Below are 26,925 nucleotides of genomic sequence, written 5' to 3'. Positions count from 1 at the left end.
CTTTGGTACGGATCACCTCTGGGACTCAAGGAGCTAACTATGCCAGTAGTAACCCTGCCTGATGGCAGTCACCGCAGTTTTGCCGAATCTGTAACCGTTCACGATGTTGCCGCAGACATCGGGGCCGGTCTTGCCAAGGCCGCTATCGCCGGCCGTGTTAACGGCAAGCTGGTTGATACCAGCTACCCCATTGATGAAGACGTCGATCTCGCCATTGTTACGGAGCGGGATGAAGACGGCGTTGATATTATCCGCCACTCCACGGCCCACCTGCTGGCAATGGCTGTGAAGGAACTGTTTCCTGCCGCCCAGGTCACGATTGGCCCGGTTGTGGATAACGGGTTCTATTACGATTTCAAGTTCGATCGGCCGTTTACCAATGAAGACCTGGGCCGGATTGAAAAGCGGATGGAAGAACTGTCGAAGCAGGATATTCCGGTTTCCCGATCAGTGATGTCCCGGGACGAAGCGGTGCGCCTGTTTGATGAGATGGGCGAAGAGTACAAAGTCCGCATCATTGAAGACATTCCCGGTGAGGAAGATTTATCGTTTTACCGCCAGGGTGACTTTATCGACCTGTGCCGTGGCCCCCACGTGCCCAGCACTGGCAAGCTGAAGGCGTTCAAGCTGACCAAGGTGGCCGGGGCCTACTGGCGCGGTGACACCAGCAACGAACAGCTGCAGCGTGTGTATGGTACCGCCTGGGGCAACAAGAAAGACCTGAAGGCCTATCTCCATCGCCTGGAAGAGGCAGAGAAGCGGGACCACCGCAAGATCGGCAAAAAGCTGAGCCTTTTCCACATGCAGGAAGAAGCACCAGGCATGGTGTTCTGGCATCCGGATGGCTGGTCCCTGTACCAGGAAATCGAGCAGTACATGCGCCGCAAGCAGCACGAGCACGGCTACCAGGAAATCAAGACGCCGCAGGTAGTCTCCCGGTCGTTGTGGGAAAAGTCCGGGCACTGGGACAAGTTCAAGGACGACATGTTTACCACGGAGTCCGAGAAGCACGATTACGCCATCAAGCCCATGAACTGCCCGTGTCACGTCCAGGTGTTCAATCAGGGCCTGAAGAGCTACAAGGATCTGCCTCTGAGGCTGGCGGAATTCGGCTCCTGCCACCGCAACGAGGCGTCTGGTGCTTTGCACGGCCTGATGCGGGTACGCGGGTTTACGCAGGACGACGCCCACATTTTTTGCGAAGAAGATGCGATTCAGCAGGAAGTCTCGGCATTTATTGAAATGCTTCACGAGATCTACAAAGATTTTGGCTTCACCGAAATTCTCTATAAGCTTTCAACCCGGCCGGAAAAGCGGGTAGGGTCTGATGAAGTCTGGGATAAGGCGGAAGCAGCCCTGGAAGAGGCTCTGAATCGCGAAGGCGTTGACTGGGAGCTGTTGCCGGGCGAAGGCGCCTTTTATGGCCCAAAAATCGAGTTTTCCCTGAAAGACTGCATCGGTCGGGTATGGCAGTGTGGTACCATTCAGGTCGATTTTTCCATGCCGGGACGCCTGGGTGCGCAATACGTTGCAGACAACTCAGAGCGTAAGACTCCTGTTATGTTGCACAGGGCCGTTCTGGGCTCTTTCGAACGGTTTATCGGGATCCTGATCGAAGAATACGAGGGTGCTTTCCCGACCTGGCTGGCCCCAACGCAGATTGCGGTGCTGAATATTACCGACAATCAGCGTGATTATTGCCAGAATCTCGCAAAAAAATGGGATTCCCTTGGCTATAGGGTTAATGCCGACTTGAGAAACGAGAAGATCGGCTTTAAAATCCGCGAGCATACTATCAACAAAGTCCCTTTCCTTGTTGTTGTCGGTGACAAAGAAGTCGAGAACAACGCCGTTGCGGTGAGAACCCGTAAAGGCGAAGATTTAGGGACTTTATCGCTGGAAGCGTTTGAGCAGCTGATGGCTGACGAAATCAAACGCAAAGGCAGAACCAAAACGGAGATCTGATTATTAAACAGCGAGCGAATCGGGGTGGGCGTACACCAAAAGCGCCGATCAATGAGAATATTGACGCAACGGAAGTCCGTCTGATCGATGCCGAAGGCAATCAGGTCGGTGTCGTATCGATCGAAGATGCACTCAAGCAGGCCGAAGAAGCGTCTCTTGACCTGGTTCAGGTTACGGATTCCGATCCGATCGTCTGTAAGATAATGGACTACGGCAAGAAAATCTTCGATGAGAAGAAGGCCAAGGCTGCTGCGAAGAAAAAGCAGAAGCAGACCCAGGTCAAAGAGCTTAAGTTCCGACCAGGAACTGAAGAAGGGGATTATCAGGTCAAACTACGCAACCTGGTACGTTTCCTTGAAAACGGGGACCGCGGCAAACTCACTATTCGCTTCCGTGGGCGTGAGATGGCACACCAGGAAATCGGTATGAAGCTCATGAACAGGATAGAAGCGGATATTGAAGAGATTGCCCAGGTAGAACAGCGGCCGAAAATGGAAGGCCGCCAGATGACCATGGTTGTGGCTCCCCGCAAGAAGAAGTGAACCTGATCCGGTGAGATCCCCCGCGGTCGCGGGGGATTTGTCGTTCAGGGGCACATTGATATCACTTAAAAACAGAATGCGGAGTTTTAAAAATGCCCAAGATGAAAACCAAAAGCGGGGCCACCAAGCGGTTCAAGAAAACCGCCACTGGCTTCAAGCACAAGCAGTCCTTCACCAGTCATATCTTGACCAAGAAGAGCCCCAAGCGTAAGCGTCAGCTCCGCGGTACCAAGCTGATTGCCAAGGCCGATGTGGCTTCCATCAAGCGTATGACGGCGTGCTGATTCAGCCGCTAACCATTCCTGCAAAGGTTTAAAGGTAGAAGGATTAAAGTATGGCTCGTGTAAAACGTGGCGTGGTAGCACGTCGTCGTCACAAGAAGATCATGAATCAGGCCAAGGGTTACTACGGAGCGCGTAGTCGCGTCTATCGTGTAGCCAAGCAGGCGGTGATCAAGGCCGGTCAATATGCTTACCGTGACCGCCGCAATCGCAAGCGTTCATTCCGTGCACTGTGGATCGCCCGTATCAATGCTGGCGCCCGTGCCAACGGTCTGTCCTACAGCCGTCTGATTGCAGGCCTGAAAAAGGCTAATGTTGAGATCGATCGCAAAGTTCTGGCCGACCTGGCCATGAATGAGCAGCAGGCGTTTACTGCTGTAGTTGAGAAGGCAAAAGCGTCTCTGTGATCGCTTAGCTCTTTCATCGGTTACCGATCGATTCAGGCGTCTCCATGGGTTCATGAAGACGCCTTCTGATAGGGGAAGGGCGCGCTCTTCCCCTATTTTTGTTTAAAGCGATTCCATTTCTGGATTGGAGCAGGGTCAATGGAAAACCTGGATCAACTCGTTCAGGACGGTCTGGCGGCAGTCGACAGCGCAGACAGCTTGCAGGCGCTGGACCAGATTCGTGTTGAATACCTTGGCAAGAAGGGTGTCATCACCCAACAGGCAAAGACGCTGGGCAAGCTCTCCGCAGAGGAACGCCCCGCTGCCGGCCAGAAGATCAACGAAGCCAAGGGCCAGGTGGAGCAGGCCATCAACGCCCGCCGGACGGACCTCGAGCGAGCCGCCATTGAGCAGAAACTGGCGAGTGAATCCATTGACGTAACACTGCCCGGCCGCGGCCAGGACCTTGGTGGATTGCATCCGGTTACCAGAACCTTGCAGCGTATCGAACAGTTCTTCTCCCGCGCCGGCTATACCGTTGAGCAGGGGCCGGAAATCGAAGACGATTATCACAACTTCGAAGCTCTGAATATTCCGGGGCACCATCCCGCTCGTGCCATGCACGACACCTTCTATTTTAATCCGGGCACCTTGCTGCGTACTCACACCTCTCCGGTACAGATTCGCACCATGGAGGATGGCAAACCGCCGTTCCGTATGATTTGCCCCGGGCGGGTTTACCGCTGCGACTCCGACATGACCCACACCCCGATGTTCCATCAGGTGGAAGGGCTGCTGGTTGAGAAAGATGTCAGCTTCGCCGATCTGAAGAGCACCGTTGAGGAATTCCTGCGGGTGTTCTTCGAGCGGGATCTGGAAGTGCGTTTCCGCCCCTCTTACTTCCCGTTTACCGAGCCGTCCGCGGAAGTGGATATCGAGTGGGGCCGTGAAGAGGACGGTAGCATCAAGTGGCTGGAAGTGATGGGCTGCGGCATGGTTCATCCTAAAGTATTCGAGCATTGCGGTATCGACGCCGAGGAGTACCGTGGCTTTGCGTTCGGGCTCGGCGTCGAGCGTCTTGCCATGCTTCGCTATGGCGTGAGTGACCTGCGTATGTTCTTCGAGAACGACCTCCGCTTTTTGCGGCAGTTCCGTTGAGCGCATCATCAGGGCAATCGAATTAACAGGCAAAACCGCACCAGGACAAGGCAGATACCATGAAATTCAGTGAGCAGTGGCTACGGGAATGGGTCAATCCGGCGAATGACACCCAGGCATTGATGGACCAGATCACCATGGCAGGTCTGGAAGTTGACGGATTCGAGCCGGTAGCCGGCAAGTTCAGTGGCATTGTGGTGGGTGAAGTCGTCTCCGTATCGCCCCATCCGGATGCGGACAAGCTCAGGGTCTGTCAGGTTAATGATGGGAACCAGACGGTACAGGTGGTTTGTGGTGCTCCTAATGTCCGGAATGGCCTCAAAGTGCCCTTCGCCGTAGTAGGCGCAGTGTTGCCGGGTGACTTCAAGATAAAGAAAGCAAAGCTTCGTGGCCAGCCATCCGAAGGCATGTTGTGTTCGGAAGCCGAACTGGGCCTGTCGGAAAACCATGATGGTTTGATGGAGTTGCCGGAAGATGCCCCGGTAGGTCGGGAGCTTGCTGATTATCTCAGGCTGAACGACGTTACGATTGATGTCGACCTGACACCTAACCGCAGTGACTGCCTTTCCATCAAAGGCATCGCACGCGAAGTCGGTGTATTGAACAGCCTGGTGGTTGAAGGACCGGAGATCGCACCTGTTGAAGCGGTGCACCCGGAGGTGCCTGAGATTGTTGTAAGGGCGCCCGAGGGCTGCCCCAGGTACCTGGGGCGGATTCTGCGTAACGTGGACCTGAGTGTGGAATCTCCGCTGTGGATGCAGGAGAAGCTGCGTCGGTCCGGCATTCGCTCCATCGATGCCGCCGTGGATGTGACCAATTATGTAATGCTTGAGCTGGGTCAGCCTCTGCATGCGTTTGATCGTAACGAAATCGAAGGTGGTATTGTTGTCCGCATGGCAAAACCGGGCGAAAAACTGGTACTGCTTGATGGACAGGAAGTGGAGTTAACCGTCGATACGCTGGTTATTGCCGATCACGCCAAACCCATTGCCATTGCCGGGGTGATGGGGGGAGAGCATTCGGGCGTCAGCGAAAACACCCGGGACCTGATCCTGGAAGCCGCGTACTTCGATCCCATTACCCTGGCCGGCAAGGCTCGCCATTATGGCCTTCATACTGACGCCTCACACCGCTTTGAGCGGGGTGTGGACTATGAGCTTGCCCGTGACGCCATGGAGCGTGCCACAGCATTGTTGATGTCGATCGTCGGCGGTGAGCCCGGCGAAATTATCGAAGTGGCAAGTAAGCAGGACCTTCCGGAAGATCGAACGGTAGACCTTCGCGAGCAACGTGTTACCGATGTATTGGGGCTGGAAATCGACCGGACCACGGTTGAGGAAATCCTGACGCGGCTTGGGCTTCATATCGATAAGCTCCTGAAAAATGGTTGGCGGGTGCACGTTCCCAGCTTCCGCCCGGATATCAGTATCGAAGAAGACCTGATTGAAGAAATTGGTCGAATTTTCGGGTACAACAATCTGCCCGTGACAGAGCCGACCGGGTCTCTCGGTCTGCGGCCCCAGAAAGAAGCGGTTCGGCCGGTGTCTGCTATCCAGGATTACTTTGTCTCCTGCGGGTATCAGGAGGCGATCACCTACAGCTTTGTGGACCCGAAGGTCCAGAACCTGGTTGATCCGGAGCGGGACGGCATCGCTCTGGCGAACCCGATTTCCGCTGATCTGTCGGTTATGCGCACAACCCTGTGGAGCGGATTGCTGAAAACAGTGGTACACAACCAGAATCGGCAGCAACCTCGCATCCGGCTGTTCGAAACCGGCCTCAGGTTTGTAAAAGAGGGCGACCGGATCGATCAGCAGCCCATGCTCGCAGGTGTGGTCGTTGGCAACCAGTTTCCCGAGAACTGGGCCAACGGTCGCAGAAATGCCGATTTCTTTGATGTAAAAGGAGAAATGGAGAGCCTTTTCCGACTTCTTGGAATCGAAGTGCAGTTTCTTGCCAGCCAGCACCCGGCCTTGCATCCAGGCCAGACAGCGGAATTGCTGCGGGACGGCGAACATGTAGGCTGGCTGGGCACGTTGCACCCACAAGTTCAGAAAAAACTGGAACTTAATGGCACGATTCTGATGTTTGAGCTATTCTTGAATTCGATCGTTTCGGGATATGTACCTAATTTCAAAGATATTTCAAAATTCCCTGAAGTTCGGCGAGATTTGGCTATCATTATCGGAAGCGATGTGGGGTTTGCAGACGTTGAGCGTGTGGCTAAAAAGCACGCGGGCGAGCACCTCACAGCGTTGCGTGCGTTTGATGTCTATGAAGGTGAAAGCCTGGGCGAAGGTAATCGCAGCCTTGCCCTCAGCCTGTTCTGGCAGCATCCTGAGCGCACACTAAATGAAGAAGAGGTGCATTCACTCTTCAACGGTGTCATTGAGGCATTGCAGGAAGAGTTGGGGGCAACACTGAGGAGTTAACAGATGGCGGCTTTGACGAAAGCGGAAATGGCGGAGCGCTTGTACGAAGAATTGGGGCTCAACAAACGCGAAGCCAAGGAAATGGTAGAAGCTTTTTTCGACGAAATCAGGGGCGCTCTCAGCCATAATGAACAGGTCAAACTGTCCGGATTCGGCAACTTTGACCTGCGCGACAAGAAGCAGCGGCCGGGACGGAACCCGAAGACTGGTGAGGAAATCCCAATCAGTGCACGGCGTGTTGTTACGTTTCGCCCGGGACAAAAACTAAAACAGAAAGTAGAAGCGTATGCTGGAACCCAGTCATAACAACGAATTACCCACGATACCGGGTAAGCGATACTTTACCATTGGTGAGGTTGCCGAACTCTGCGCGGTAAAGGCGCACGTTCTCAGGTATTGGGAACAGGAGTTTCCACAACTGTCGCCGGTCAAGCGCCGTGGTAATCGCCGCTATTATCAGCGTGCCGACGTTATTACCATTCGTCAAATTCGGAGCCTGCTTTACGACCAGGGTTATACCATCGGCGGTGCGAAGCAGAAGCTCAGCAGCCATGAGGTTAAAGACGATACCTCTCAGTACAAGCAGTTGATTCGTCAAATGATTACCGAACTCGAAGAAGTTCTGGACGTGCTGAACGCGCCGATGCGCTGACTCAAAACAGTGGCTGAGATTAAACCGAAGGTACGCCTTCGGTTTTTTTATGTCTTGTGAATATTCAGTAATAGGCCTTGTTCCCATTAACGGATTGGATGAAAGTAGCTTGCTATATGGGACTGAGGTTGAAAGACGCAGTTCTCTGGCTTGTTAGCGATCACTGTTGTAGCTAGTTGCCTGAGAGCGATTGCTTGTTTGGCTGGAAATCTCACTAGCAAACCAACACGGACTGGAACTATGACCGCCGAGATTACCCCTGCTCCACTGATTGTCGGTATTGCCGCGTCGGCCGGCGGCCTTGATGCGCTCAAACAACTGCTCAAACAACTGGATGCCTCAGCAGCGCTGTCTCTCATCATCGCCCAACACCTGTCGCCGGATCATGAGAGCATGCTGACCAAGCTTTTGTCGCGGGAGACAAAGCTCAAGGTGCGGAGCGCGACGGACGGTGCGCCGGTTGAGGTTGGCACTGCGTACGTGATCCCTCCTGGCCATAATGCCACGGTTCAGAACCACCGGGTCAGACTGACTGTCACCGAGCAACACGGCGTGCCCAAGCCGTCGGCAAACGAGTTGTTTGTATCGCTGGCTGAAGCCTATGCCACCCGCGCGGTTGGCGTTGTGCTTTCGGGTACCGGCAGTGATGGCGCGCAGGGGTGTCGGGTCATAAAAGCGTATGAAGGGTTCACTTTTGCACAGGACCCGGCGGAAGCGAAATATGATGGCATGCCGAGAGCAGCCATTGAGACCGCCTGTGTCGATAGAGTGCTGACGGTAAACGATATCGCCAGGCAAGTGGTGAGATTGGCCACACAAACGGGGTTACCTGCAGAACAGTTGGAACGGGGCGGCAAAAACGAGGCACTGGCGGGCATTCTGGATATGCTCTCCAAAGAAACCGGCGTTGATTTTACCGAGTACAAGGAAAACACTTTGCAGCGCCGAATACAGCGTCGTATGGTCGCTACCGATACGTCAAGCTGGCTGGAGTACGAGACGTTCGTCAGGGCGCACCCGGCTGAGTTGCAACACCTCTATCAGGATCTGCTGATTTCCGTCACGGCTTTCTTTCGAGATGGTGAAGCGTTCGAGAAACTGGGGCAGACTCTCAAGAACATTGTTGAGCAAAAACGGCCAGGTGATGAAATCCGCATCTGGGTGGCAGGCTGTGCGACCGGGGAAGAGGCGTACTCGATTGCAATGCTTCTGCACGAGACCCTGGGAACGGATATTTTTGATTACAACGTTCAGATTTTCGCTACCGATATCGATATACCGGCACTCACCATAGCCCGGCGCGGGCGCTACGAGACAGTGTCGGTCAAGTACCTGTCCGAAGACCGGCTCAAGAAGTACTTTACCCCCGCCAGTGATGGCTGCCAGGTCAAGAAGCACGTTCGTGAGATGGTGACTTTCGCGCGTCAGAATCTGGTCGGCGATCCCGCGTTTCTGCGTATGGATCTGGTGAGTTGCAGAAACGTTCTTATTTATATGAAGGCGGAACTCCAGAAGCAGATCCAGGCTACGTTCCATTACGCTCTGCGCCCCGGAGGTTATCTGTTTCTGGGCAAATCAGAATCCCTGCCGGGCAGTGAGCTGTTCGAAAATTCCTCAATCGATAGCCGGGTACTGATTCGTAACGATGCCGTTGGCAGCGAGATCTACCGCCGTTACAAGCTAAGTAACCGGGCCGTGCACACACGCCCTCCTATTGCGGAGGAAAACTCGGGCAACAGCTATGAGACCCTGGGCGACAAGGTGAACCGGGCCATCTCGAGGCACGTTTTGAAAAATGCGTTCGTGGTCGACGACGCCATGGATATCAAGTTTATCTACGGTGATCTTCGAGAAATCACCAAGATAAGCAAGGGCAAGGCAAGCCTGAACCTGCAGAATATTGTCCACGGCAATCTTCAATTGGAGCTGAAGAGCCTGCTATTCAAGGCGCGTAAAGACGGTTCGGTGCAGAAATCCCGGCCGATCGCCCACGAGGGGCATCTTTTCCACTTTGAAGCGATCCCGCTATCGGAGCAGGGTGAGCAGGAATTCCTGTATCTGGTTCGCTATGACATCACGACCATTAAAGGCGATACCCCGCCGATTCCGGTGGAGCAGGCCGATGATCAGGTGGAGCAGCTGCAGTTTGAGCTGACCGGCATGAGAGAGCACCTGCAGACGGTGATCGAGGAGCTGGAAACCTCCAACGAGGAGCTGCAGGCGGTGAATGAAGAGCTGCAGTCCGCCAACGAGGAGCTGCACTCTACCAATGAGGAGCTGGAAACCTCCAACGAGGAACTGCAGTCGACCAATCAGGAACTGACCACGGTCAATCAGGAAATCCAGGTCAAGGCGAGCGAAATTGCCGCGCTGAACGCGGATCTGAGCAATCTGCAGCGAAGCTTGCCACATCCGCTGCTGGCGTTGGACGCCGAACTCAAAGTTGCGCATTTCAACCCGGCGGCGAAGGAGATTTTTGCGATTGGCGAGGAAAGCGCTGGACAACCGGTGGAGCAGTTGGAGCCCAAGCTGGAGTTGCCAAACCTGAAACTGTTGATCGAGCGGGCTTTTAAAAGTCAGCGAGCGGAGTTTGTGCAGATCAAGGGAATTGCCCGCAGCTTCGAGCTTTCCGTGAACAGCTATCGTGACGTGAACGGCGAGCTAGGCGGCGTCATTCTGCTGTTCTGGGACAACACTGAATTGTTGAGAATTTATGATTCTCTACAGCAGGCGCTGCGCGACAACTCCCTACAGGCCCGCGCCATGGAGGCTGCTGATCAGGGCATTATCATCGTCGATGCCCAGTCCGGAGACATGCCCATCATGTACGTCAACCGGGCGTTTACAGAAATGACGGGCTATGCCCGCGAAGAGGCGCTGGGGCGGAACTGCCGGTTTCTGCAGGGGCCTGACACCGATCCCGGAACCGTCGATTCAATCAGATCCTCCATCAAAGCCCAGGGAGCCTGCAAGGAGTTGATCCTCAATTACAGAAAGGACGGTACGCCGTTCTGGAATCGGCTTAGCGTGGCGCCGGTGACTAGCGAGGGCCAGCTGACCCACTACCTCGGTATCCAGAGCGATGTCTCTGATATGGTGTATCGGCAGAAACAGATGGCCCTGGCCGAAGCGGTTTTCAACAATACCCACGAGAAAATCGCGGTGTTTGATGATAAAAAGCAACTGGTGTTCCTCAACCGGGCATTGTCGGATTCACTGATGCCGGCGTCTGAATCCGCCCTCTTTGACATCGATAGCTTTTTCCGCCCCACCGACAAGGATCTTTCGCTGGATACAATCTGGCAAATGGCAGAGCGCGATGGTAAATGGCGCGGGGAGCTTCTGTTCGTGAACGCCGGCTCCATCGAACCACACTATGTGTCGGTAAGCCCGCTCTATGATGATCTGGACGGATCGGTGCGCTGGGTTTTCGTATGCAACGACATAGCCGAACTCAAGGTGCGGGAGGAAGAGCTCCACGAGATGGCGATGTTCGACGAACTGACAGGGCTGCCTAATCGCTTGCATTTCAACGACCACTTGACCGATACGGTGCTGCGGCATGCTCGTGCTGGCACTCGCTTCGCCTTGCTGTTTCTGGATATCGATAAGTTCAAGCGGATCAATGATTCTCTGGGCCACGCGGTAGGAGACTCCATCCTCAAACATTTTGCTAGCACCCTGCAGCTGCTGATTCGTGATTGTGACTTCTTTGCGCGGATGAGCGGGGATGAGTTTGTGGTGATCATGGAAGAGCTGGAGGAGACAGAGGGTGCCCAGGCGTTTGCTACCCGTATCCTGGAGAGCCTGAAGAATCCGATCGAGATTGCCGGCGAGAAGCTATTCATCTCCTCAAGCATTGGTATCGCGATATATCCGGAGGACGGGGAGCAACAGGACATTCTGCTCCGTAATGCAGACATTGCAATGTACCGGGCGAAGCAGACTGGGCGGGCGAAGTTCAGTTTTGTTGATCCGGGGCGTAGTGATGAAATGCTGGAACAGCTTCGGCTTGAGTATGAGCTGAAAACCACGCTTCAAAATGGAATCGACAATGGGCTTCATCTCGTTTTCCAGCCATATTTCCGGAATGGGGATCCTGGGCAGTTGTTGGGTGTTGAGGCGTTGATTCGTTGGAATCACCCGGAACTTGGTGAATTGGGACCGGGACCTATCCTCAAGGCGGCTGAAATTGCTCATCTGCAGGAGAGCCTGGATTGCTGGGTACTGACCCGGGCCATTGAACAACGAAACGCCTGGGTCAGTGTGGACGAGCGGATGAAAAATGTGCAAATCTCCATAAACATCCATCCCCAAAACCTCTCAAAGCTCCACGACCCCCAGTATGGGATACATAGAATTCTGAACGAGTTCGACGATATCAGCTGGTTGACTGTGGAAGTGACGGAGGAAGCCCTGCTCGTGCGTACCGAGGAGCTTGATGAATCACTCGCGTACCTTACATCCAAATCCGTCCAGCTGGCGATAGATGACTTCGGTGCGGGTTATTCCAATTTCAGTTACCTGACCGAAATTTGCTACGTCTCGAAAGTAAAGCTGGATGGGAAGCTCTTCAAGGAAGTGGAGTGCAATTCCGATAAACAGGAAAAAATGTCAGCGCTGATCCATATGCTGAAATCCATGGGCTTTGAAACGGTTGCGGAAGGTATCGAAACCGAGGAAGCGCACAGGGTTCTCAATCAGATGTCCTGTAGTACTCTGCAGGGCTACTATCTGGGCAGGCCGGTGCAAGAAGCGGCAATCCGGGAAATGACAGCCTCAAGCTACTCGGATTTGCCGGCCTGAAAAGAATAAAGCCCGGGCTTCTCGGTAGGTGAGTGAATATATCGTAAGCGTTCAGTTCTTGAAATCGGAAACGTACCGATTAATCTTTTCACATTGCTATCCCGAAAAGGCACTTGATGATTTAACCGACCATTACCTGAGGAGTTGAAAATCCGCCTGAGGCTTATTCACTGACACCAGGCGGGGATCAACAGCGTAGGGACTCGTGAAATCTCAGAATACGGAACGCGCAGGTTTTGTTTTATTTTTTCTGGCGACTGCCTTTCTTGCCTTTGTGGGTGGGGCAGTTGTTGTTCTGTCCGAGGTCTTCCCTTACCAGTATTTTGATGATGCCTACAAGGCAGCCTTGGCGTTGAGGCAGCAGAGTTCGGTAGATGACCCCTATACCCAGACCGATCTCTGGCGCGATGCCCGCACCGACGAGCGTGGCGTCACGATCAAAAAGACCGATGCCGTATACGAGGGGCTGACCCTCTACACTTCCGGGGATGGCGCTTACGCCAATCTGATCGACATGGACGGTAATATCGTTCATCGCTGGTCGCTGCCGTACAGCAAGGTCTGGGACAAATCGCCTCGCGGTGCAGAACCCCGTTCGGACGACCTGATGTTCTGGGACAAGGTGCGGATGCTGCCCAACGGTGATCTGCTTGCCATCTACAACGCCGCCAATGACTCGCCCTGGGGTTACGGCATGGTCAAGATTAACCGTGACTCGCAATTGCTATGGGGCTACCACGCCCATACCCATCATGACCTGGATATCACCCCGGATGGGCGAGTCATCACCCTGACAAACGCGTATATCGACGAGCCTGTTGAGGCCTTCCCCGACCTGGAGCTCCCCTGGCTGGACGATTTTGTGGTTGAACTCGATGGCGAGAGCGGCGAGGAGGTGAGCAAAATCTCGCTGCTGGAAGCGTTTTTGAATTCACCGTATCGCGAATTGGTCTATGCGATACCCCGCTTTGCTCTCGCTGATCCGTTGCACGCCAACAGTGTACAGTTTATCGATGAGCGTACGGCCAGGGCGTTCGAGCCTGCTCGTGATAACCCTGAACAGGTGATGGTGACATTTCGCCACCCCGGTGCAATCGGACTGATCGATCTACAGAGCGGTGAGATGACATGGGCGCAGCACGGGCCCTGGTTGGGCCAGCACTACGGCCGCGCCCTACAGAATGGCAACTTTATGCTCTTTGACAACTATGGTAATTTCAAAGAAAAGAATGATAGCCGGGTGCTGGAGGTAGACCCTCGGAGTAATGCTATTGTCTGGAGTTATACAGGGGACAACGATCATCCGTTCAAGAGTGGTTTACGCAGTTCTGCGGAAGCGCTCCCCAATGGCAACCGCCTGATCACCGAATCGGATGGCGGGCGGTTGTTCGAAGTCAACCGGGCTGGTGAAATCGTTTGGGAGTTCATCAATCCGGTCCGCGGAGGGGAAGGGGAGCAGTTCATTCCCGTCGTCTCGGCAGGACAACGCATCGCTCTGGGAGATATCGACGAAGACTTTCGTGAAAGTCTCGATACGACCAGGAGGTAATTGCCATGAGGCGCCAAGTTGATCGCTACGGTCTTCCTTTCTCCACGGTGATAGTTATTACCGCACTCACCCTTCCCGTTGTCGCCCAGGCCTATGTCGGCCCAGGGGCAGGCCTGAGTCTTCTGGCGGCGCTCTGGGGGCTCGTTGTCGCCATCGGAGTTGCGGTCATCTTCTTCATAATGTGGCCCATAAAACGTATGCGGCGGCGTAAAGCTGCGGAGCAGGCCGCTGCGTCCCAGGCCTCGTCCGAGCAGGCTCACGATGCTGCCCCGTCGCCGGTCGAGCAGACTACCGACGCCGGGATGGCGCCAGCCGATGAGAGCAAGTCCCCACCACCGGGGAGCTGATCGTACGGCATGGGGATCCTTGACCTGCCTGCTCCTTTGTTTGCGTCGCTGGATCAGTTCATGGCCATCGGACTACTTGCCACTGTTCGCCTGGTCATCTGGGGCGTGATTGGCGGGGTAGTGACGATGGGGCTATACAGACTGTTTTCGCCGCAGGCGAAGATAGGCCGCGCCAAACGTGCTGCCAGGGCTGCACGGCGGCGCCTGTATGAGTTCGACGGGGAGTTCGCCGACGCTGGCCCCCTGCTTCGTGACCAGTTTGTTGCAGCGTTCAAGCATATTGCCCTGGTGGTGCCCGCCACATTGCTTGCCATGTTCCCCCTGCTCGCATTGCTGGTGTGGCTTGACGCCACTTATGGTCAGGGGAGTGCGTCCTACCTGCCGGTCGGGCCGGAGTGGGCGCGCTCATGGATGATGGTGTTTTTCCCTGTGATGATGCTCGTTTCTTTACTCATCTATCGATGGGCGCGCATAGAATGAAAGCTTCTTCAGCACAGGATTCCCGTAGCGAGGCAGGATCCGACCCCGGATTTACCGTACCAACGTGGATGCATGTCCTGGGCGGGTGGATACACCGCCACCCCGACGCCTGGATCAGGCTCGGTAATCTTGAAACCCGTGTCTTGCAGGAGGCCATCGCCGATATCAAGGTTGAGAAGCCGGTCTATGTCGCGGGGCTGGCCCGCTCAGGGACCACAGTTCTGCTGGAGCGGCTGGCCGAGCATCCGCAAGTGGCTACGCACCGCTATGCGGATTTTCCGCCATTGCTGACGCCATACTGGTGGAACCGCTGGCTGTCGCTGGTACCGCATTCCCGGGAGACGGCGCAGGAGCGTGCCCATAAGGATGGTATTGCCATTACCTCGCAAAGCCCCGAGGCCTTCGAAGAAATGCTGTGGATGGCGTTTTTTGCTGACATTCACGACCCTGCCCGGTGCGAAGTTTTTGACCGCCAGGCATCGCATCCGGCGTTCGAAGGCTTCTATGACGAGCACATACGCAAGCTGCTGGCCATACGCCGGCGTCAGCGTTACGTTGCCAAGGGCAACTACAACCTTGTACGCCTGGGCTATCTGCACAAACTATACCCCGACGCCCGATTCGTGGTGGCGATACGTGATCCGGTCTGGCACATCGCATCGTTGATGAAACAGCAAAGACTCTTCGCCACCGGTGAGGCCAAACAGCCTCGTGCGCTTGAACACATGCGCAGGGTTGGCCACTTCGAATTCGGTCTTGACCGGCGAGCTATCAATGTCGGTGATGATGCCATGACGGCCAGGATTACCAGCTTATGGAATACCGGACAGGAAGTTGAGGGCTGGGCGCTTTACTGGGCCGACCTCTATCGCCACGTGGCAGATGTGCTTGATACCGACCCGGCGCTGGGTGAGGCCTGTCTGGTGGTGCACTACGAGGATCTGTGCAATCGGCCCGAGGAGATGTTGATTCGGTTGCATGAGCACTGCGAGCTGCCCATAAGGCCCGAGGCCATCAAGGAAGCGGCCAAAGGGCTCCGAGCCCCCACATACTACCGCCCAAAGTTCAACGAGGGGGAACTCTCTCTTATCCGGGAGATTACTTATCCCGTTGCAGCGCGTTTTGGCCGTCCTGCTAACCGGACAGGTGCAGAAACAGCAAAGCCCGGGCCTTTCGGCCCGGGCTTTGTGTAGGGAAATCTGGTCGGGACGGTAGGATTTGAACCTACGACCCCTTGCACCCCATGCAAGTGCGCTACCAAGCTGCGCTACGCCCCGAAACTGCCATTGGCCAAAGAAACTTGAGATAAATCTCAGTGGCTTAGCGGGAGCGAAGTCTACACCAGCCTCTGCAAAAAATAAACATCCTTTCGGCATTTACCAGGGTATTTCTATTGCAGCTTGGTTTCCCTGAGCTCACGGATAAATTGCGGTGGGCTAAAACTGTGGGCGGAGGCTTCCGGCCAGTATATATCGAAGACCCTCTCACCGGTCTTGCCTTTGAGAAGGGCGCCCGATTCCAGAAACGGATAGATCTCCATATAGGAGTGAATGTCTGTTCTGGAAGTGCGGCGAATGATGTGCTCCGGGCCCAGCTCCGAAGGGTGCCTGAGGCCGGACGCTGCGAGCAGGTTCTTTAACGCTTCCAGGGTATTTCTGTGGTAGTTGTATACCCGCTGACTTTTGTCCCGCACGTCGAGTTTTTTACTGCGTCTGGGGTCCTGGGTGGCCACGCCGCTGGGGCACTTTCCGGTGTGACAGTTCAGAGCCTGAATGCACCCCAATGAAAACATATAGCCGCGCGCCGCGTTGCACCAGTCTGCACCCAGCGCCAGGGTTCTGGCGATGTTGAAGGCCGAGGTGATCTTGCCGGCAGCGCCTATGGCAATGTCTTCCCGCAGGTGGGTGCCAACCAGCGTGTTATGAACCAGCAGCAAGGCCTCTTTCATGGGGGTTCCCAATCGGTTGATAAACTCCAGAGGAGCTGCTCCCGTGCCTCCTTCGCCCCCATCGACAACAATAAAGTCCGGCTTCTTACCTGTTTCAAGCATTGCCTTGACGATGGCAAACCATTCCCAGGGATGGCCTATAGCCAGTTTGAAACCCACTGGCTTGCCGCCTGACAGCTCACGCAGTCGTTCCAGAAACTCCAGTAGTTCAATAGGGGTCGAGAATGCTGAATGACTGGCGGGGGAGATCACCTCTTCACCGGGTTTGACACCCCGTGCCTCGGCTATTTCCGGGGTGACTTTTTCGCCGGGAAGAATGCCGCCGTGCCCGGGCTTCGCACCTTGAGATAGTTTCACCTCTATCATTTTCACCTGGTCCGTTGTGGCATTACGGACAAACATTTCTTCATTGAACGTTCCATCCTCGTGGCGACACCCGAAATAGCCGGACCCGATCTCCCATACCAGATCCCCTCCGGGTTCGCGATGATAACGGGAGATTGAGCCTTCCCCTGTATCGTGATAGAAACCGCCCATTTTCGCGCCGGTATTAAGGCTCAGAATGGCGTTGGCAGATAGGGAGCCGAAGCTCATGGCCGAGATGTTGAACACGCTGGCGTTGTAGGGCTTGTCGCAGTGTTTGCCGATCACAATACGAAAATCGGAACTTGAAAGTTGTGCTGGCCGCAACGAATGATTGATCCACTCGAAACCCTCGTTATACATACTTAGCTGCGAGCCAAGAGGGCGCTTGTCGAGAATGTCCTTGGCCCGTTGGTAGACGATGGTGCGCTGTTCCCGGGAAAAAGGGCGCTCCTCGGTGTCCGACTGTATAAAGTACTGACGTATTTCGGGGCCAATGGATTCGAGGAAATACCGAATATGAGCAAGGATCGGGTAATTGCGACTGATTGTGCGCTTGCGCTGTAGCAGGTCCCAGGTGCCAAGTACGGTCAGGGCGCCGAAAACAAGCGGAAGCACTATGAACCAACCCTCTAGCAGGACACCAGCCAGCAGGGAAATCAGAAAGCCCGCCAGGCTCAGTATATAGGCAGTGTAGCGGAAGGGGATGGTTCGGGTTTTTGCCATTGGATCCTCTGAATGGATATGCGTCAGGTTTGCCGGATGATATCAGGCTTCATCCTGAAGGTACGTGCCTCCCGGTAACATTGGTTCAGTTGATTTCCCCCGGCCTTATAAATATTGGTCTAAGCTTGGATTTAGGGCGTAAATACGCGCTCTTTGATGTTTTGAACTCAAAGCAATAAGATGCCGGCCTTGTAACGTTTGCATCCGATAATTCAAAAGATTTACTCAAACAGGAGGCTCAAAACGTGGGCGACGTTGTTAAAGACGAATACTCAACGGATTACGTCGCGGGCCAGGATAATATAAATCCTTTTGGCCTCGATCTGCACGCGCCAGTATTCCCGATCACAGCAATACTGGTGGTAGCGTTTGTTATAGGCACGCTGATCTTCCCGGCAGAAGCAAAAGAGCTTCTTGACGGTGCGAAATGGTGGACAATCGCACAATTTGACTGGTTTTTCCTGCTTAGCGCCAACATCTTTGTGGTTGTCTCCCTTGCGCTGATTTTCCTGCCTGTTGGCAAGATCCGTATTGGCGGTATGGATGCCAAACCGGACTTCTCAACGATGTCCTGGTTTGCGATGCTCTTCGCGGCAGGCATGGGTATCGGCCTCATGTTCTGGGCAGTAGCAGAGCCGGTCGCCTATTATACCGGCTGGTATGAGACGCCATTGGGTGTGGAAGCCAACACGCCAGAGGCTGCCAAAATGGCGATGGGTGCCACTATGTATCACTGGGGGCTTCACCCCTGGGCCATCTACGCGATTGTGGCGCTCTCACTGGCATTCTTTGCTTACAACAAGAATATGCCTCTGACCATCCGGTCCGCCTTTTTCCCGCTGCTTAAAGACCGCGTCTGGGGTTGGCCGGGACACATCATCGATATCCTGGCGGTGGTTGCCACCATTTTCGGCCTGGCTACCTCCCTTGGTTTCGGCGCCCAGCAGGCGGCGTCCGGCCTCGACTACCTGTTCGGGATTTCGTCCGGTATTAACGTACAGATGGCGATTATCACCGGTGTAACGGCAGTAGCACTGGTATCGGTTTTGCGCGGCCTTGATGGAGGGGTAAAACTCCTTAGTAACTTCAACATGTCGCTGGCGGCAATCCTGCTGTTTTTCATTATCTTTGCCGGCCCCACAATGACGATATTCGAGACGCTCTGGGTAACTTCCTCCAGTTATGTGGGCAATGTCCTGCAATTGAGCAACCCGTTTGGCCGCGATGACGAGGCGTGGTTCCATGGTTGGACCGTATTCTATTGGGCGTGGTGGATCTCCTGGTCACCGTTCGTGGGCATGTTTATCGCGAGGGTCTCCAGAGGCCGGACGGTTCGTGAGTTTGTAACCGCAGTGCTGATTGTTCCTACGGTGATCACCGTGGTCTGGATGAGCTCTTTTGGTGGCTCTGCACTGGAGCAGATACAGGAAGGCATTGGTGCTCTTGCTGCCGACGGCCTGACCGAAGTTCCCCTGGCCATGTTCCAGATGTTCGCCAACCTGCCGTTCGTTGCGATTACCTCCTTCGTTGGTATTGTGCTGGTACTGGTATTCTTCGTGACCTCTTCTGACTCAGGCTCGCTGGTGATCGACAGCATCACGGCTGGTGGTAAAACCGATGCTCCGACCGCTCAGCGTGTATTCTGGGTAGTCATGGAAGGTGCCATTGCCGCAGCACTGATCTTCGGCGGTGGCGACGATGCACTGGGTGCGATCCAGGCGGTGGCAATAACCGCGGGTCTACCGTTTACAGCGATATTGCTGGTAATGACATGGGGGCTGTTGAAGGGGCTTAACCATGAGCGCAGGTTACTGCTTGCCGAGGGCAAGCTCTGATCCGAGCGCACAAAAAAACGGGGCCCGTGGGGCCCCGTTTTTTTGTCTGAAAACCCGCCTTCAGATTTTGGAAGTGAAGGTTTCCATGGCGAAGGCAGCCCTGTCTTCCGGCGTAAAATGCGGCTTGCGAAGGGCTTCAATTTCCCTGAGGCGAGGCAAAAGACCACGGCCATTAGCCATCTGAATCGCCAGGCCGGGGCGCGCATTCAATTCCAGGAGCAGTGGGCCCTGATTAACATCGACCACCAGGTCAACGCCCATGTATCCGAGCCCCGTGGCCTCGTAGCATCGGGAAGCCATCACCAGCATTTCCCGCCAGTCTGCAATAGCAATGTTTTCAAGTGCCAGCCCCGTATCAGGGTGTAATGTGATAGGGCGGTTGAATTGCACCGCATTCAGGCTGTGCCCATTAGCGATGTTCAAGCCTACTCCTACAGCGCCCTGATGCAGGTTGGCTTTGCCATCGGAAGCCTTTGTGGCCAGTCTCAGCATCGCCATTACCGGGTAACCCTGAAAAACCACAATGCGAATGTCAGGTACACCCTGGAAAGAGTATCTGGCAAGCTCCGGAATGGACTCCACCAGATCTTCCACGATGGCAACGTCTGGTGATCCTGCCAGTGAATAGAGGCCGGCAAGGATATTGGACAGGTGCCGTTCAAGATAGGAGGCAGGTACCCGGGCGCCGGAGGCCTTGATGTATTCGTCTCCGTCCCGCCCGGTTATCACGGTAATACCCTTGCCGCCGGACCCCTTGGCAGGCTTGATGGCAAAACCTTTCAGGTCTTCGGCCATCTGCCGGAAATGGGAAATCTCATGTTGCTGGCGTACAACCTGGAGTAGCCGGGGAGTGCGAACACCGTATTCGGCCACCACCAGTTTGGTTTTGAGCTTGTTATCCACCAGCGGGTAGGACACGCGACTGTTGTACCGGGCAATGTAGTCTACATTGCGCCGATTCATGTTCAGCATCCCCAGCTGATTGAGCTTGAAGGGCGAAATCCAGTCCATCAGTCGTAAGCCTTCATGGGGTGAAACCGGCGCAGCTCAGATAACTTGTAGCCCGTGTATTGCCCCATCAACAGGATCAGTCCCAACACAACAAAGTGCAACTCGGGGAAATTAAACGTCAGATGTTCTGCCAGGGGAGCACTCATCAGGAGGAACGCGCACACTGCCACAAACAGACTTCCTGCACCTTGCACAAAGACCTCACGGGCGCCTTCTTCCTCCCAGAGAATAGACATGCGTTCGATGGTCCAGGCAATGATCACCATGGGAAAGAAAGTCACCGTCATGCCGGTATTAAAGCCCATCTGATAACCGACAATACTCAGCCCGGCGGTGATGAAGATCACCAGGATAATGAGTGCTGATATTCGGGACACCAGTAGCAGGTTAAGGCTGGAAAGATAGCCACGCATCAGCAGGCCGATGGCTACTACGGAGACAAAGGCAATAAGTCCCGGAATCAGTGTCGTCTGCACAAAAGCCACGGCGATCAGGATCGGCATGAAAGTGCCTGAAGTTTTTATGCCCACTACGATGCGCATAAAGGCAACCACAAGAGCCCCAAGTGGGAGCAACAGAAGCATTCTGAACATGCCCTGTTCTTCTATCGGCAACTGGTAGAGGCTGAGGAAGCCGAGACCATTTTCGGCGGACTGGGACTGGGCCAGTTGCAAGGCCGGTATGGTTTGCCGCAGCATGGAAAAGCTCACTTCCGAGTCATCCCCGCCTACCAGATCCAGCAGGGAAGTGGCCGCCTGGCGCCAGAGCAACACGTTTTCCGGAAGCCCCTGTTCGGCGGTACGGGGATTAAAGGTGAGCCACCTGTCGCCGTCGTAGATCTGAAGGAACGGCCGCAGCTGTTGCCGTCGCCGTGCGTCTTCAAGGGCCAGTCCATCCGCAGTGCGAGCGGGAATGCCGGCGTGGTTGAGCATCCGGTTAAGCAGATCAATGTAGTTGTCGTCTGCAACCAGCAGGGTTGTATTCTGCGTGTTGCTATCTGGCTGAAGCAGCTTGATCAGTTCCCGGGTCATGCTCTCCGGGGTGCTTGACCGGGCTGCGGCCTGTTGCAGCAACTCCTCCACTGCGGTTGCCTGGGGTTCCTCCCAGAAAACCGGTTCGGGTTTGGGGCGGCGCCTGGGCTCGCCTGGTTGCATCCGCTCGTCAGGCACCAGTTGAACCTTGAAATACAGGGTCTGAGGGCCGTTGATATCGCGCTTGGACCATTCAGCGCGACGTTCACCGGTATCCTCGACAATGGAAAAGCCATAGCCTGGGGAGGCGGCCTGTTCGGAAATAATCCGAAAGCCGGGGGGCTGATCCGGAATATTCATGCTGGCAAGCACCGGCTCACCGGTACCCGTAAAATCAATTCTCGCCTCTACCATCCACACCGGCTTCTGCTCGCCGGTAAACCAGGGAATGCCTAGCTCTACATGGCGCCAGACGGCGATAGAGATTCCTGCAACAATCAGCAGGAGTATGGCAAAGAAAAACGGTATACGGGATCGGGACGTCACGACTCATCCCCATTATCTTCTGCAGGTACGGATTCGGGCAGTTCCGTGGCGAACTCCTTGCCAACATCAATCAGCATAACGTCTCTCAGTATGTTGCGCCCGACCAGCACGCTATGGCTAAGATGCTCGCGGTTTGTCAGGGTGAATTCCGCCTGTTGTCGGTGATTGCCGATCATGAACTGCAGTTCCACCACCACGCGCCTTTCTGATTCGTCTGTACTGGACTGGATGATTTTGACTCGGCGGGAAATTTCCCGCTCGACGGTGACAAACTCATCGTCAGTACCGGGCGTTGGCACGTCGAACCGAACCCAGTTATTGCCATCCCTTTCGAAACGGGTAATGTTCCTGGCGTCAATTGAAGAGGTTTCTGCCCCGCTGTCGATGCGCGCATCGTAAACCAGGCCGGGGCCGGCGAGATAAAACTTCTCCACTTCGCCAACGATCACCTTGCCCTTGAGTCTGTCGGCGCGGCCATCGTCATCATTGGTGGTGCATACCGGGGCTTTTGGCTGGGGCGGGCATGCGGGCTTTTCCACCTGCTCTGTGATCGTTTTGAGAATGGTCTGGGTGGATTCTTCGTTAAGGCGAGTCAGCTCCTGAAACCGGTCGCTGGTGCGGTCTTCAAGGCTGATGATGTGATCACTCTGGTTGACAATCGACGAGTTCAACGCGCCGAGATCTTCCCTTTCCACCATCAAGTAGCGATCTGCGGTACAACCGGAAACTAAAAAAAGAAAAACGGCAGCCGCCGCCAGTTTTCCGAAATCTGAACGCATAAGAAACATCCGAAGCCTCTGAATCCGCGGCGTGAATTCTATAATTCCGGAATGCCGCAATGGAAGTCGTTGCCCTTTTGGGGGCAAGCTGTCTTATTCACAGGACGGAAGTATACAACAACATGACAGTTGTGAGGGTTTACAGTTCATTAACGGCGGAATTATCTGTTTCAGAGTGTCCTGGACAGGAAGTGGTTCTCAGCGAGCACTTCCTCCGAGCGCAGATATTCCTGAACAATCGGGGAGCAGTTGAGGTAGAAAAGCAGCAGTTCTCTCTGAACGTCTTGGTCCTGAATGCGCGAGGCGAAGTGGATAAGGTCGCGTATCGACTCGTCCCCTTGGTTCTGGAATGTCTTGCCGTAGCGCCCCTTGAGGATGCCGGTCAGTCGTTCCAGATGAAATTCCCCGGTGTGTGTCATGTGAGGCAGTATGCGGAACTCATCCCGACCGCCTTGCGACCGACAGCCGTTTTGCGCTTCCGGCCAACTGGCTGGAGCCAATTCCGATCCCAGTTTTCTCCAGAGCTCTTTAAGCATGTTGAATTCCTGTCCTTTATACTGCCCAGGGATTTCGGTGCCCTGACTTCCGTTTTAGATGATATTACGCACCGAGTCCATAGGCGGATGCATCAGGTTGAAATATTTGCCAATCAGTCGATGGATGACTGAGTAACGCCAAGTATCCGACGGGGCGAGGCATCAAAAGGTTCCGCGATTACGGTAAACTGTTGCTGCATTTTCATTTTCCAGTAATCAGTCAAGGAGATCAGGGTGCCCGAGGCCGTTGTTGCTGCTATGGAAAACCAGCCGGAAACTGTTGTATTTGCGGGCATCCTGGGCCTTGTCCTTTCTCTGTTGGTGTTCCTGTTGGTGAGGGGGAATCGTGCTGCTGAAAGCTGGCGTCAACGCGCTGCCTTGCTCGACAGTCAGGTAGCCGGGCTGGAGTCCGAAAGCCGGGCGAGATTGGCGCGTATTGAGCAGCTGGAAGCGGAGCGCACCTCACAGCAACAGCGGGCGGATGAGCTGTCAAGAGAGCTCAGTGACGCAAAGGTTGCCCTGAGAGAGCAGGAAGTCACCCTTGATAAAGAACGCCGTGCCACCACGGAAAAGCTGGAACTGCTGGAGCGCAATCGCGATTCGCTGAAGCAGGAGTTTGAGAACCTTGCCAATCGCATCTTCGAACAGAAAAGTGAGCGCTTCAGCCAGCAGACCCGCACCAGTATTGATACTCTGCTGAATCCGTTCCGGGACCAACTGCAGGATTTCCGCAAGCGGGTGGAAGATGTCTACACCAGCGAGACCCGTGATCGCCAGGCATTGAGAAGCGAGATCAAATCCCTTCAGGAACTTAATCGCCAGATCACCGAAGAGGCCTCGAATCTCACCCGGGCGCTCAAAGGGGACAAGAAGATCCAGGGCAACTGGGGCGAACTCATTCTTGAACGGGTGCTGGAGCGCTCCGGCTTGCGTAAGGGCGTCGAGTATGAAACCCAGGGCAGTTACCGTGGCGACGACAACCAGCTGCTACGACCGGACGTGATTGTTCACCTGCCCGACAGCCGTAATCTGGTGGTGGACTCCAAGGTGTCACTGCTGGCCTACCAACAATGGGCAACGGAAGAAGATGACGCCGCCAGGGAAGAAGCGCTGAAGCAGCACGTTGAAGCTGTACGCAATCACATTCGCACCCTGAGCGAGAAGGACTATAGCCAGCTGCACGGCTTACATTCGCCAGATTTCGTGTTTCTGTTCATGCCCATAGAGCCAGCATTTGTGGCTGCTTTTCAGCAGGACGAGAACCTATTCGCAGAAGCCTTTGAGCGAAAGATTATTGTGGTTACACCCACCACGCTGCTGGCCACATTACGCACTATCGAGAATATCTGGCGATATGAGCGTCAGAGCCAGAATGCACGGCGGATTGCAGACAGGGCCAGCGCGGTTTACGACAAGCTACGGATATTTGTTGAAGCCATGGAAAAGCTTGGCAGTCAGTTGCATACGGCCCAGGGCACCTATGATTCGGCAATGAACACCCTGACCCGGGGCCGCGGGAACCTGATCTCCCAGGCCAATCGCTTTGTGGAGCTGGGCGTTCGTGTTAAAAAAGAACTCCCGAAAGCGATTATGGATCAGGCGGAAGTGGATGCCGATGAAGATACGGCCCGAGATAACCAGCAGGAGTAGATGAAATGGTGAAGAGAACCCGAGTCGGGCGCAGTTCAGTTTGTGGCATTGTGTTGGCATCGCTACTGATGACCGGTCAGGTTGCTGCACTGGAGCCTGAGCATGAAATTCGCCGCCTGATGTTGGCCACCGAAGAGGCCGTTACCGGAGAAAACTGGGGCGAAGCTGGCGAATACCTGAACCGTCTGCAGCAACTCGAAGGGGAGAAGCCGGCGGATTATTTCTACTTTCGTGGCCGGGTGATGCTGGAAGCCGGCCATTTCAACGAGTCGCGGGCGGCGCTGGAAAAATACGTCAGCCAGGCCGGTGCCGAAGGCAAGCATTACAATGACGCCCTCAAACTGATCACCAATGTCGAAAAAGCCCGCAAGAAGGAGGGCGCGCGGGCCAGCCAGAACAGTCAGAACAAGAGCGAGCCCGTTGCGATTATCGAACCGGCGGGCGATGAGTCGCTGACCAAGCTGAAGCAACTCTACCTGGCAGAGTCGGATGCCGAGGCTCTGGTTATTCACGCCAACACCCTGCTCGAAGGGGTTGGATGGAGATCAGACCAGCGAATCGTAAGGCTCGATCGACCCGCTGACATTACCTACAAGCTCGACAGACGCAACGATGTCATCAGTATCCAGGAATCCCGGCGTGAGGAAGACAGCCGGGTGGTGAAAACCACCGAGTCGCTGGGTGTTTTCGGGGTTAATCCGCAGATCGAGTGGAATTGCGAGAGCGCCACGGCCAGTTGCTGGATCTACGACCCGAGGGATGGTTCCCGGTTGATGAAGCTGAGCCAGGATCGCGAAAAGGCTGAAGAAATCGCCCGCACACTGGGGCGCCTGATAAAGACCATGCAGGGTGTCGGTCAGCCCCGCAGCTGACCCCGTTCACCCTCGCGGTACGCTCCGGGGGTGACGCCTGTCCATTTCTTGAAGGCCCTGTGGAAGGTGGAAGGCTCAGTAAACCCTACCCGGAAGGCAATGTCGTTGATGGGCAGATCCGGTCGCGACAGGTAATAGATAGCCATGTCGCGCCTGAGCAGATCCTTGATCTCCTGAAACGATGTATTCTCCTGCTTCAGGCGCCGCCGCAGAGTCTGGGGACTGGTGTGGAGTTCTGCGGCAATCCACTCGAAATCAGGCAGCGAACGGGTAAAGTCCCTTCCGATCAGTGCGCGGATTCGACCGGTGAAGGTGTTGCTTTCATCCGGGCGCGACAACAGGTCCGCCGGTGACGTTTTCAGGAACTGGCGCATTTCGGATTTGTCGCGAATCACCGGTGCCTGCAAAAATCGTTTGTCGAACATCAGGGCTGTCTCACCGGCTTCAAACGCCAGCGGGCAATGAAAAATGTGCCGGTACTCGTCGCCATGGGGAGGGCGGGGGTAGCTGAACTCCGCTTTGAGCAAATCTACTGGTTGGCCGATCAGCCAACTGCCAAGCCGATGCCAGATGACCAGAATGCTTTCCCGGAAGAAGTGCATCGGGTCGTGGATGTCGCCTTCAATCACCGTTACCAGCCGAGCGGATTTTTCATCTGTTTCCAGTTCCATGGCGACCATGGGTTCGAACAGGCGGCAGAAATCGAATGCCTGCCGGTAAACCGCTTCCAGGTTGGGGCAGTCGATAACCAGTGCGCACATGGTGGCAAAGGTGCCGGTCCGGCAGCGCCTGGGGCCCAGCCCCATGAATTCATCTTCCATGACATTCCAGGTAGCCTGCATCAACTTGCTGTACTGGGTGCTGCTTACCCGTGCCATCTCAATCTTCAGCAAGTCTGGTGAAATCCCGGCATCTCTGAGGATTGTGCGGGTGTCCAGGCCGGCCTGCTCGGCGCCAATCAGAGCTGCCTCTACGAAGTGTCTGGAAACAGTGAGTTCCGACATGTCATCCTTTATCCTTATTTGAATGAAGCCCATCATAAAACCCCCCGGTTACAATGCAACCATTGCGCCTTGCCGGAACTGGAAGA

General features: G+C 55.0%; 22 protein-coding genes and 1 tRNA gene. 16 read left to right on the top strand and 7 right to left on the bottom strand.

Annotation, left to right across the window (positions count from 1 at the left end):
- Positions 1-39: 39 nt before the first annotated feature.
- The 13 genes from thrS (at position 40) to FO268_RS14180 (ending at position 15,791) form a co-directional block, all read left to right on the top strand.
- Positions 40-1,965, top strand: coding sequence for a threonine--tRNA ligase (gene thrS, locus FO268_RS14240; RefSeq protein ID WP_150993987.1), 1,926 nt, complete (start codon positions 40-42; stop codon positions 1,963-1,965).
- Positions 1,962-2,507, top strand: coding sequence for a translation initiation factor IF-3 (gene infC, locus FO268_RS14235; RefSeq protein ID WP_150993986.1), 546 nt, complete (start codon positions 1,962-1,964; stop codon positions 2,505-2,507). Before thrS ends, infC begins: the two co-directional genes overlap by 4 nt.
- Positions 2,508-2,599: 92 nt before the next feature.
- Positions 2,600-2,791 carry a 50S ribosomal protein L35 gene (gene rpmI / locus FO268_RS14230; RefSeq protein ID WP_150993985.1) on the top strand — a complete coding sequence of 64 codons (192 nt, stop codon included), beginning with the start codon at positions 2,600-2,602 and terminating at the stop codon, positions 2,789-2,791.
- 50 nt (positions 2,792-2,841) lie between these two features.
- The gene (rplT, locus tag FO268_RS14225) at positions 2,842-3,195 is read left to right on the top strand and encodes a 50S ribosomal protein L20 (protein WP_027831417.1); all 354 of its coding nucleotides are present in this window, start codon (positions 2,842-2,844) and stop codon (positions 3,193-3,195) included.
- A 138-nt stretch (positions 3,196-3,333) separates the two neighbouring features.
- Positions 3,334-4,332: a phenylalanine--tRNA ligase subunit alpha gene (gene pheS, locus FO268_RS14220; RefSeq protein WP_150993984.1), complete on the top strand. Its 999-nt coding sequence runs from the start codon at positions 3,334-3,336 to the stop codon at positions 4,330-4,332.
- A gap of 59 nt (positions 4,333-4,391) precedes the next feature.
- Positions 4,392-6,764, top strand: a complete 2,373-nt coding sequence (pheT, locus tag FO268_RS14215; RefSeq protein WP_150993983.1) for a phenylalanine--tRNA ligase subunit beta — start codon at positions 4,392-4,394, stop codon at positions 6,762-6,764.
- 3 nt (positions 6,765-6,767) lie between these two features.
- Positions 6,768-7,070 carry an integration host factor subunit alpha gene (ihfA, locus tag FO268_RS14210; protein WP_007151838.1) on the top strand — a complete coding sequence of 101 codons (303 nt, stop codon included), beginning with the start codon at positions 6,768-6,770 and terminating at the stop codon, positions 7,068-7,070.
- Positions 7,051-7,416: a MerR family transcriptional regulator gene (locus FO268_RS14205; protein WP_150993982.1), complete on the top strand. Its 366-nt coding sequence runs from the start codon at positions 7,051-7,053 to the stop codon at positions 7,414-7,416. The genes ihfA and FO268_RS14205 overlap by 20 nt, the downstream gene beginning before the upstream one ends.
- A gap of 240 nt (positions 7,417-7,656) precedes the next feature.
- Positions 7,657-12,222 carry a chemotaxis protein CheB gene (locus FO268_RS14200; RefSeq protein ID WP_150993981.1) on the top strand — a complete coding sequence of 1,522 codons (4,566 nt, stop codon included), beginning with the start codon at positions 7,657-7,659 and terminating at the stop codon, positions 12,220-12,222.
- Between the two features lie 205 nt (positions 12,223-12,427).
- Entirely contained in the window at positions 12,428-13,771 is a 1,344-nt protein-coding gene (locus FO268_RS14195) for an arylsulfotransferase family protein (RefSeq protein ID WP_150993980.1), read from the top strand.
- A gap of 5 nt (positions 13,772-13,776) precedes the next feature.
- Positions 13,777-14,118 carry a hypothetical protein gene (locus FO268_RS22835; protein WP_191966967.1) on the top strand — a complete coding sequence of 114 codons (342 nt, stop codon included), beginning with the start codon at positions 13,777-13,779 and terminating at the stop codon, positions 14,116-14,118.
- A 9-nt stretch (positions 14,119-14,127) separates the two neighbouring features.
- On the top strand, positions 14,128-14,598 hold the full coding sequence (locus tag FO268_RS14185) for a hypothetical protein (RefSeq protein WP_150993979.1): 471 nt from the start codon (positions 14,128-14,130) through the stop codon (positions 14,596-14,598).
- Positions 14,595-15,791 (top strand): sulfotransferase family protein, encoded by a 1,197-nt coding sequence (locus FO268_RS14180; protein WP_202336632.1) that lies wholly within the window; start codon positions 14,595-14,597, stop codon positions 15,789-15,791. Before FO268_RS14185 ends, FO268_RS14180 begins: the two co-directional genes overlap by 4 nt.
- A gap of 7 nt (positions 15,792-15,798) precedes the next feature.
- Here the strand turns inward: FO268_RS14180 and FO268_RS14175 are convergent.
- A tRNA-Pro gene (locus FO268_RS14175) sits at positions 15,799-15,875 on the bottom strand.
- 113 nt (positions 15,876-15,988) lie between these two features.
- Positions 15,989-17,635 (bottom strand): FMN-binding glutamate synthase family protein, encoded by a 1,647-nt coding sequence (locus FO268_RS14170; protein WP_150993978.1) that lies wholly within the window; start codon positions 17,633-17,635, stop codon positions 15,989-15,991.
- A 245-nt stretch (positions 17,636-17,880) separates the two neighbouring features.
- On the opposite strand from FO268_RS14170, the gene FO268_RS14165 reads away from it, so the two are divergent.
- Positions 17,881-19,470, top strand: a complete 1,590-nt coding sequence (locus tag FO268_RS14165) for a BCCT family transporter (protein ID WP_150993977.1) — start codon at positions 17,881-17,883, stop codon at positions 19,468-19,470.
- Between the two features lie 60 nt (positions 19,471-19,530).
- On the opposite strand, the gene FO268_RS14160 is transcribed toward FO268_RS14165, so the two are convergent.
- From FO268_RS14160 to FO268_RS14145, 4 genes are all read right to left on the bottom strand, one after another.
- The gene (locus FO268_RS14160; RefSeq protein WP_150993976.1) at positions 19,531-20,481 is read right to left on the bottom strand and encodes an alpha-L-glutamate ligase-like protein; all 951 of its coding nucleotides are present in this window, start codon (positions 20,479-20,481) and stop codon (positions 19,531-19,533) included.
- The gene (locus FO268_RS14155; protein ID WP_150993975.1) at positions 20,481-21,998 is read right to left on the bottom strand and encodes an inactive transglutaminase family protein; all 1,518 of its coding nucleotides are present in this window, start codon (positions 21,996-21,998) and stop codon (positions 20,481-20,483) included. The genes FO268_RS14160 and FO268_RS14155 overlap by 1 nt, the downstream gene beginning before the upstream one ends.
- Complete coding sequence (locus tag FO268_RS14150) at positions 21,995-22,777, bottom strand: ATP-dependent zinc protease family protein (protein WP_225316718.1); 783 nt, start codon at positions 22,775-22,777, stop codon at positions 21,995-21,997. The genes FO268_RS14155 and FO268_RS14150 overlap by 4 nt, the downstream gene beginning before the upstream one ends.
- Positions 22,778-22,947: 170 nt before the next feature.
- Entirely contained in the window at positions 22,948-23,313 is a 366-nt protein-coding gene (locus FO268_RS14145) for a hypothetical protein (protein ID WP_150993974.1), read from the bottom strand.
- Between the two features lie 234 nt (positions 23,314-23,547).
- On the opposite strand from FO268_RS14145, the gene rmuC reads away from it, so the two are divergent.
- Positions 23,548-24,963, top strand: coding sequence for a DNA recombination protein RmuC (rmuC, locus tag FO268_RS14140; protein WP_404802926.1), 1,416 nt, complete (start codon positions 23,548-23,550; stop codon positions 24,961-24,963).
- A 5-nt stretch (positions 24,964-24,968) separates the two neighbouring features.
- Positions 24,969-25,835: a hypothetical protein gene (locus FO268_RS14135; RefSeq protein ID WP_150993973.1), complete on the top strand. Its 867-nt coding sequence runs from the start codon at positions 24,969-24,971 to the stop codon at positions 25,833-25,835.
- On the opposite strand, the gene FO268_RS14130 is transcribed toward FO268_RS14135, so the two are convergent.
- The gene (locus tag FO268_RS14130) at positions 25,820-26,839 is read right to left on the bottom strand and encodes an AraC family transcriptional regulator (protein ID WP_150993972.1); all 1,020 of its coding nucleotides are present in this window, start codon (positions 26,837-26,839) and stop codon (positions 25,820-25,822) included. The two genes, FO268_RS14135 and FO268_RS14130, sit on opposite strands and share 16 nt — an antisense overlap.
- Between the last annotated feature and the right edge of the window lie 86 nt (positions 26,840-26,925).

Origin of the sequence: Marinobacter denitrificans, assembly GCF_008795955.1 — a bacterium.
Taxonomy (GTDB): Bacteria; Pseudomonadota; Gammaproteobacteria; order Pseudomonadales; family Oleiphilaceae; genus Marinobacter; species Marinobacter denitrificans.
This window is presented reverse-complemented; position numbering and strand designations above follow the sequence as displayed.

Bases quoted from the DNA above. Each gene is read 5' to 3' on its own strand.
- pheS (WP_150993984.1), top strand. From the start codon at position 3,334: ATGGAAAACCTGGATCAACTCGTTCAGGACGGTCTGGCGGCAGTCGAC.
- rplT (WP_027831417.1), top strand. From the start codon at position 2,842: ATGGCTCGTGTAAAACGTGGCGTGGTAGCACGTCGTCGTCACAAGAAG.
- ihfA (WP_007151838.1), top strand. From the start codon at position 6,768: ATGGCGGCTTTGACGAAAGCGGAAATGGCGGAGCGCTTGTACGAAGAA.
- FO268_RS14170 (WP_150993978.1), bottom strand. From the start codon at position 17,635: ATGGCAAAAACCCGAACCATCCCCTTCCGCTACACTGCCTATATACTG.
- FO268_RS14180 (WP_202336632.1), top strand. From the start codon at position 14,595: ATGAAAGCTTCTTCAGCACAGGATTCCCGTAGCGAGGCAGGATCCGAC.
- thrS (WP_150993987.1), top strand. From the start codon at position 40: ATGCCAGTAGTAACCCTGCCTGATGGCAGTCACCGCAGTTTTGCCGAA.
- FO268_RS14130 (WP_150993972.1), bottom strand. From the start codon at position 26,839: ATGTCGGAACTCACTGTTTCCAGACACTTCGTAGAGGCAGCTCTGATT.
- FO268_RS14150 (WP_225316718.1), bottom strand. From the start codon at position 22,777: ATGCGTTCAGATTTCGGAAAACTGGCGGCGGCTGCCGTTTTTCTTTTT.
- pheT (WP_150993983.1), top strand. From the start codon at position 4,392: ATGAAATTCAGTGAGCAGTGGCTACGGGAATGGGTCAATCCGGCGAAT.
- FO268_RS22835 (WP_191966967.1), top strand. From the start codon at position 13,777: ATGAGGCGCCAAGTTGATCGCTACGGTCTTCCTTTCTCCACGGTGATA.
- FO268_RS14135 (WP_150993973.1), top strand. From the start codon at position 24,969: ATGGTGAAGAGAACCCGAGTCGGGCGCAGTTCAGTTTGTGGCATTGTG.
- rpmI (WP_150993985.1), top strand. From the start codon at position 2,600: ATGCCCAAGATGAAAACCAAAAGCGGGGCCACCAAGCGGTTCAAGAAA.
- FO268_RS14145 (WP_150993974.1), bottom strand. From the start codon at position 23,313: ATGCTTAAAGAGCTCTGGAGAAAACTGGGATCGGAATTGGCTCCAGCC.
- FO268_RS14160 (WP_150993976.1), bottom strand. From the start codon at position 20,481: ATGGACTGGATTTCGCCCTTCAAGCTCAATCAGCTGGGGATGCTGAAC.
- FO268_RS14185 (WP_150993979.1), top strand. From the start codon at position 14,128: ATGGGGATCCTTGACCTGCCTGCTCCTTTGTTTGCGTCGCTGGATCAG.
- FO268_RS14205 (WP_150993982.1), top strand. From the start codon at position 7,051: ATGCTGGAACCCAGTCATAACAACGAATTACCCACGATACCGGGTAAG.
- FO268_RS14200 (WP_150993981.1), top strand. From the start codon at position 7,657: ATGACCGCCGAGATTACCCCTGCTCCACTGATTGTCGGTATTGCCGCG.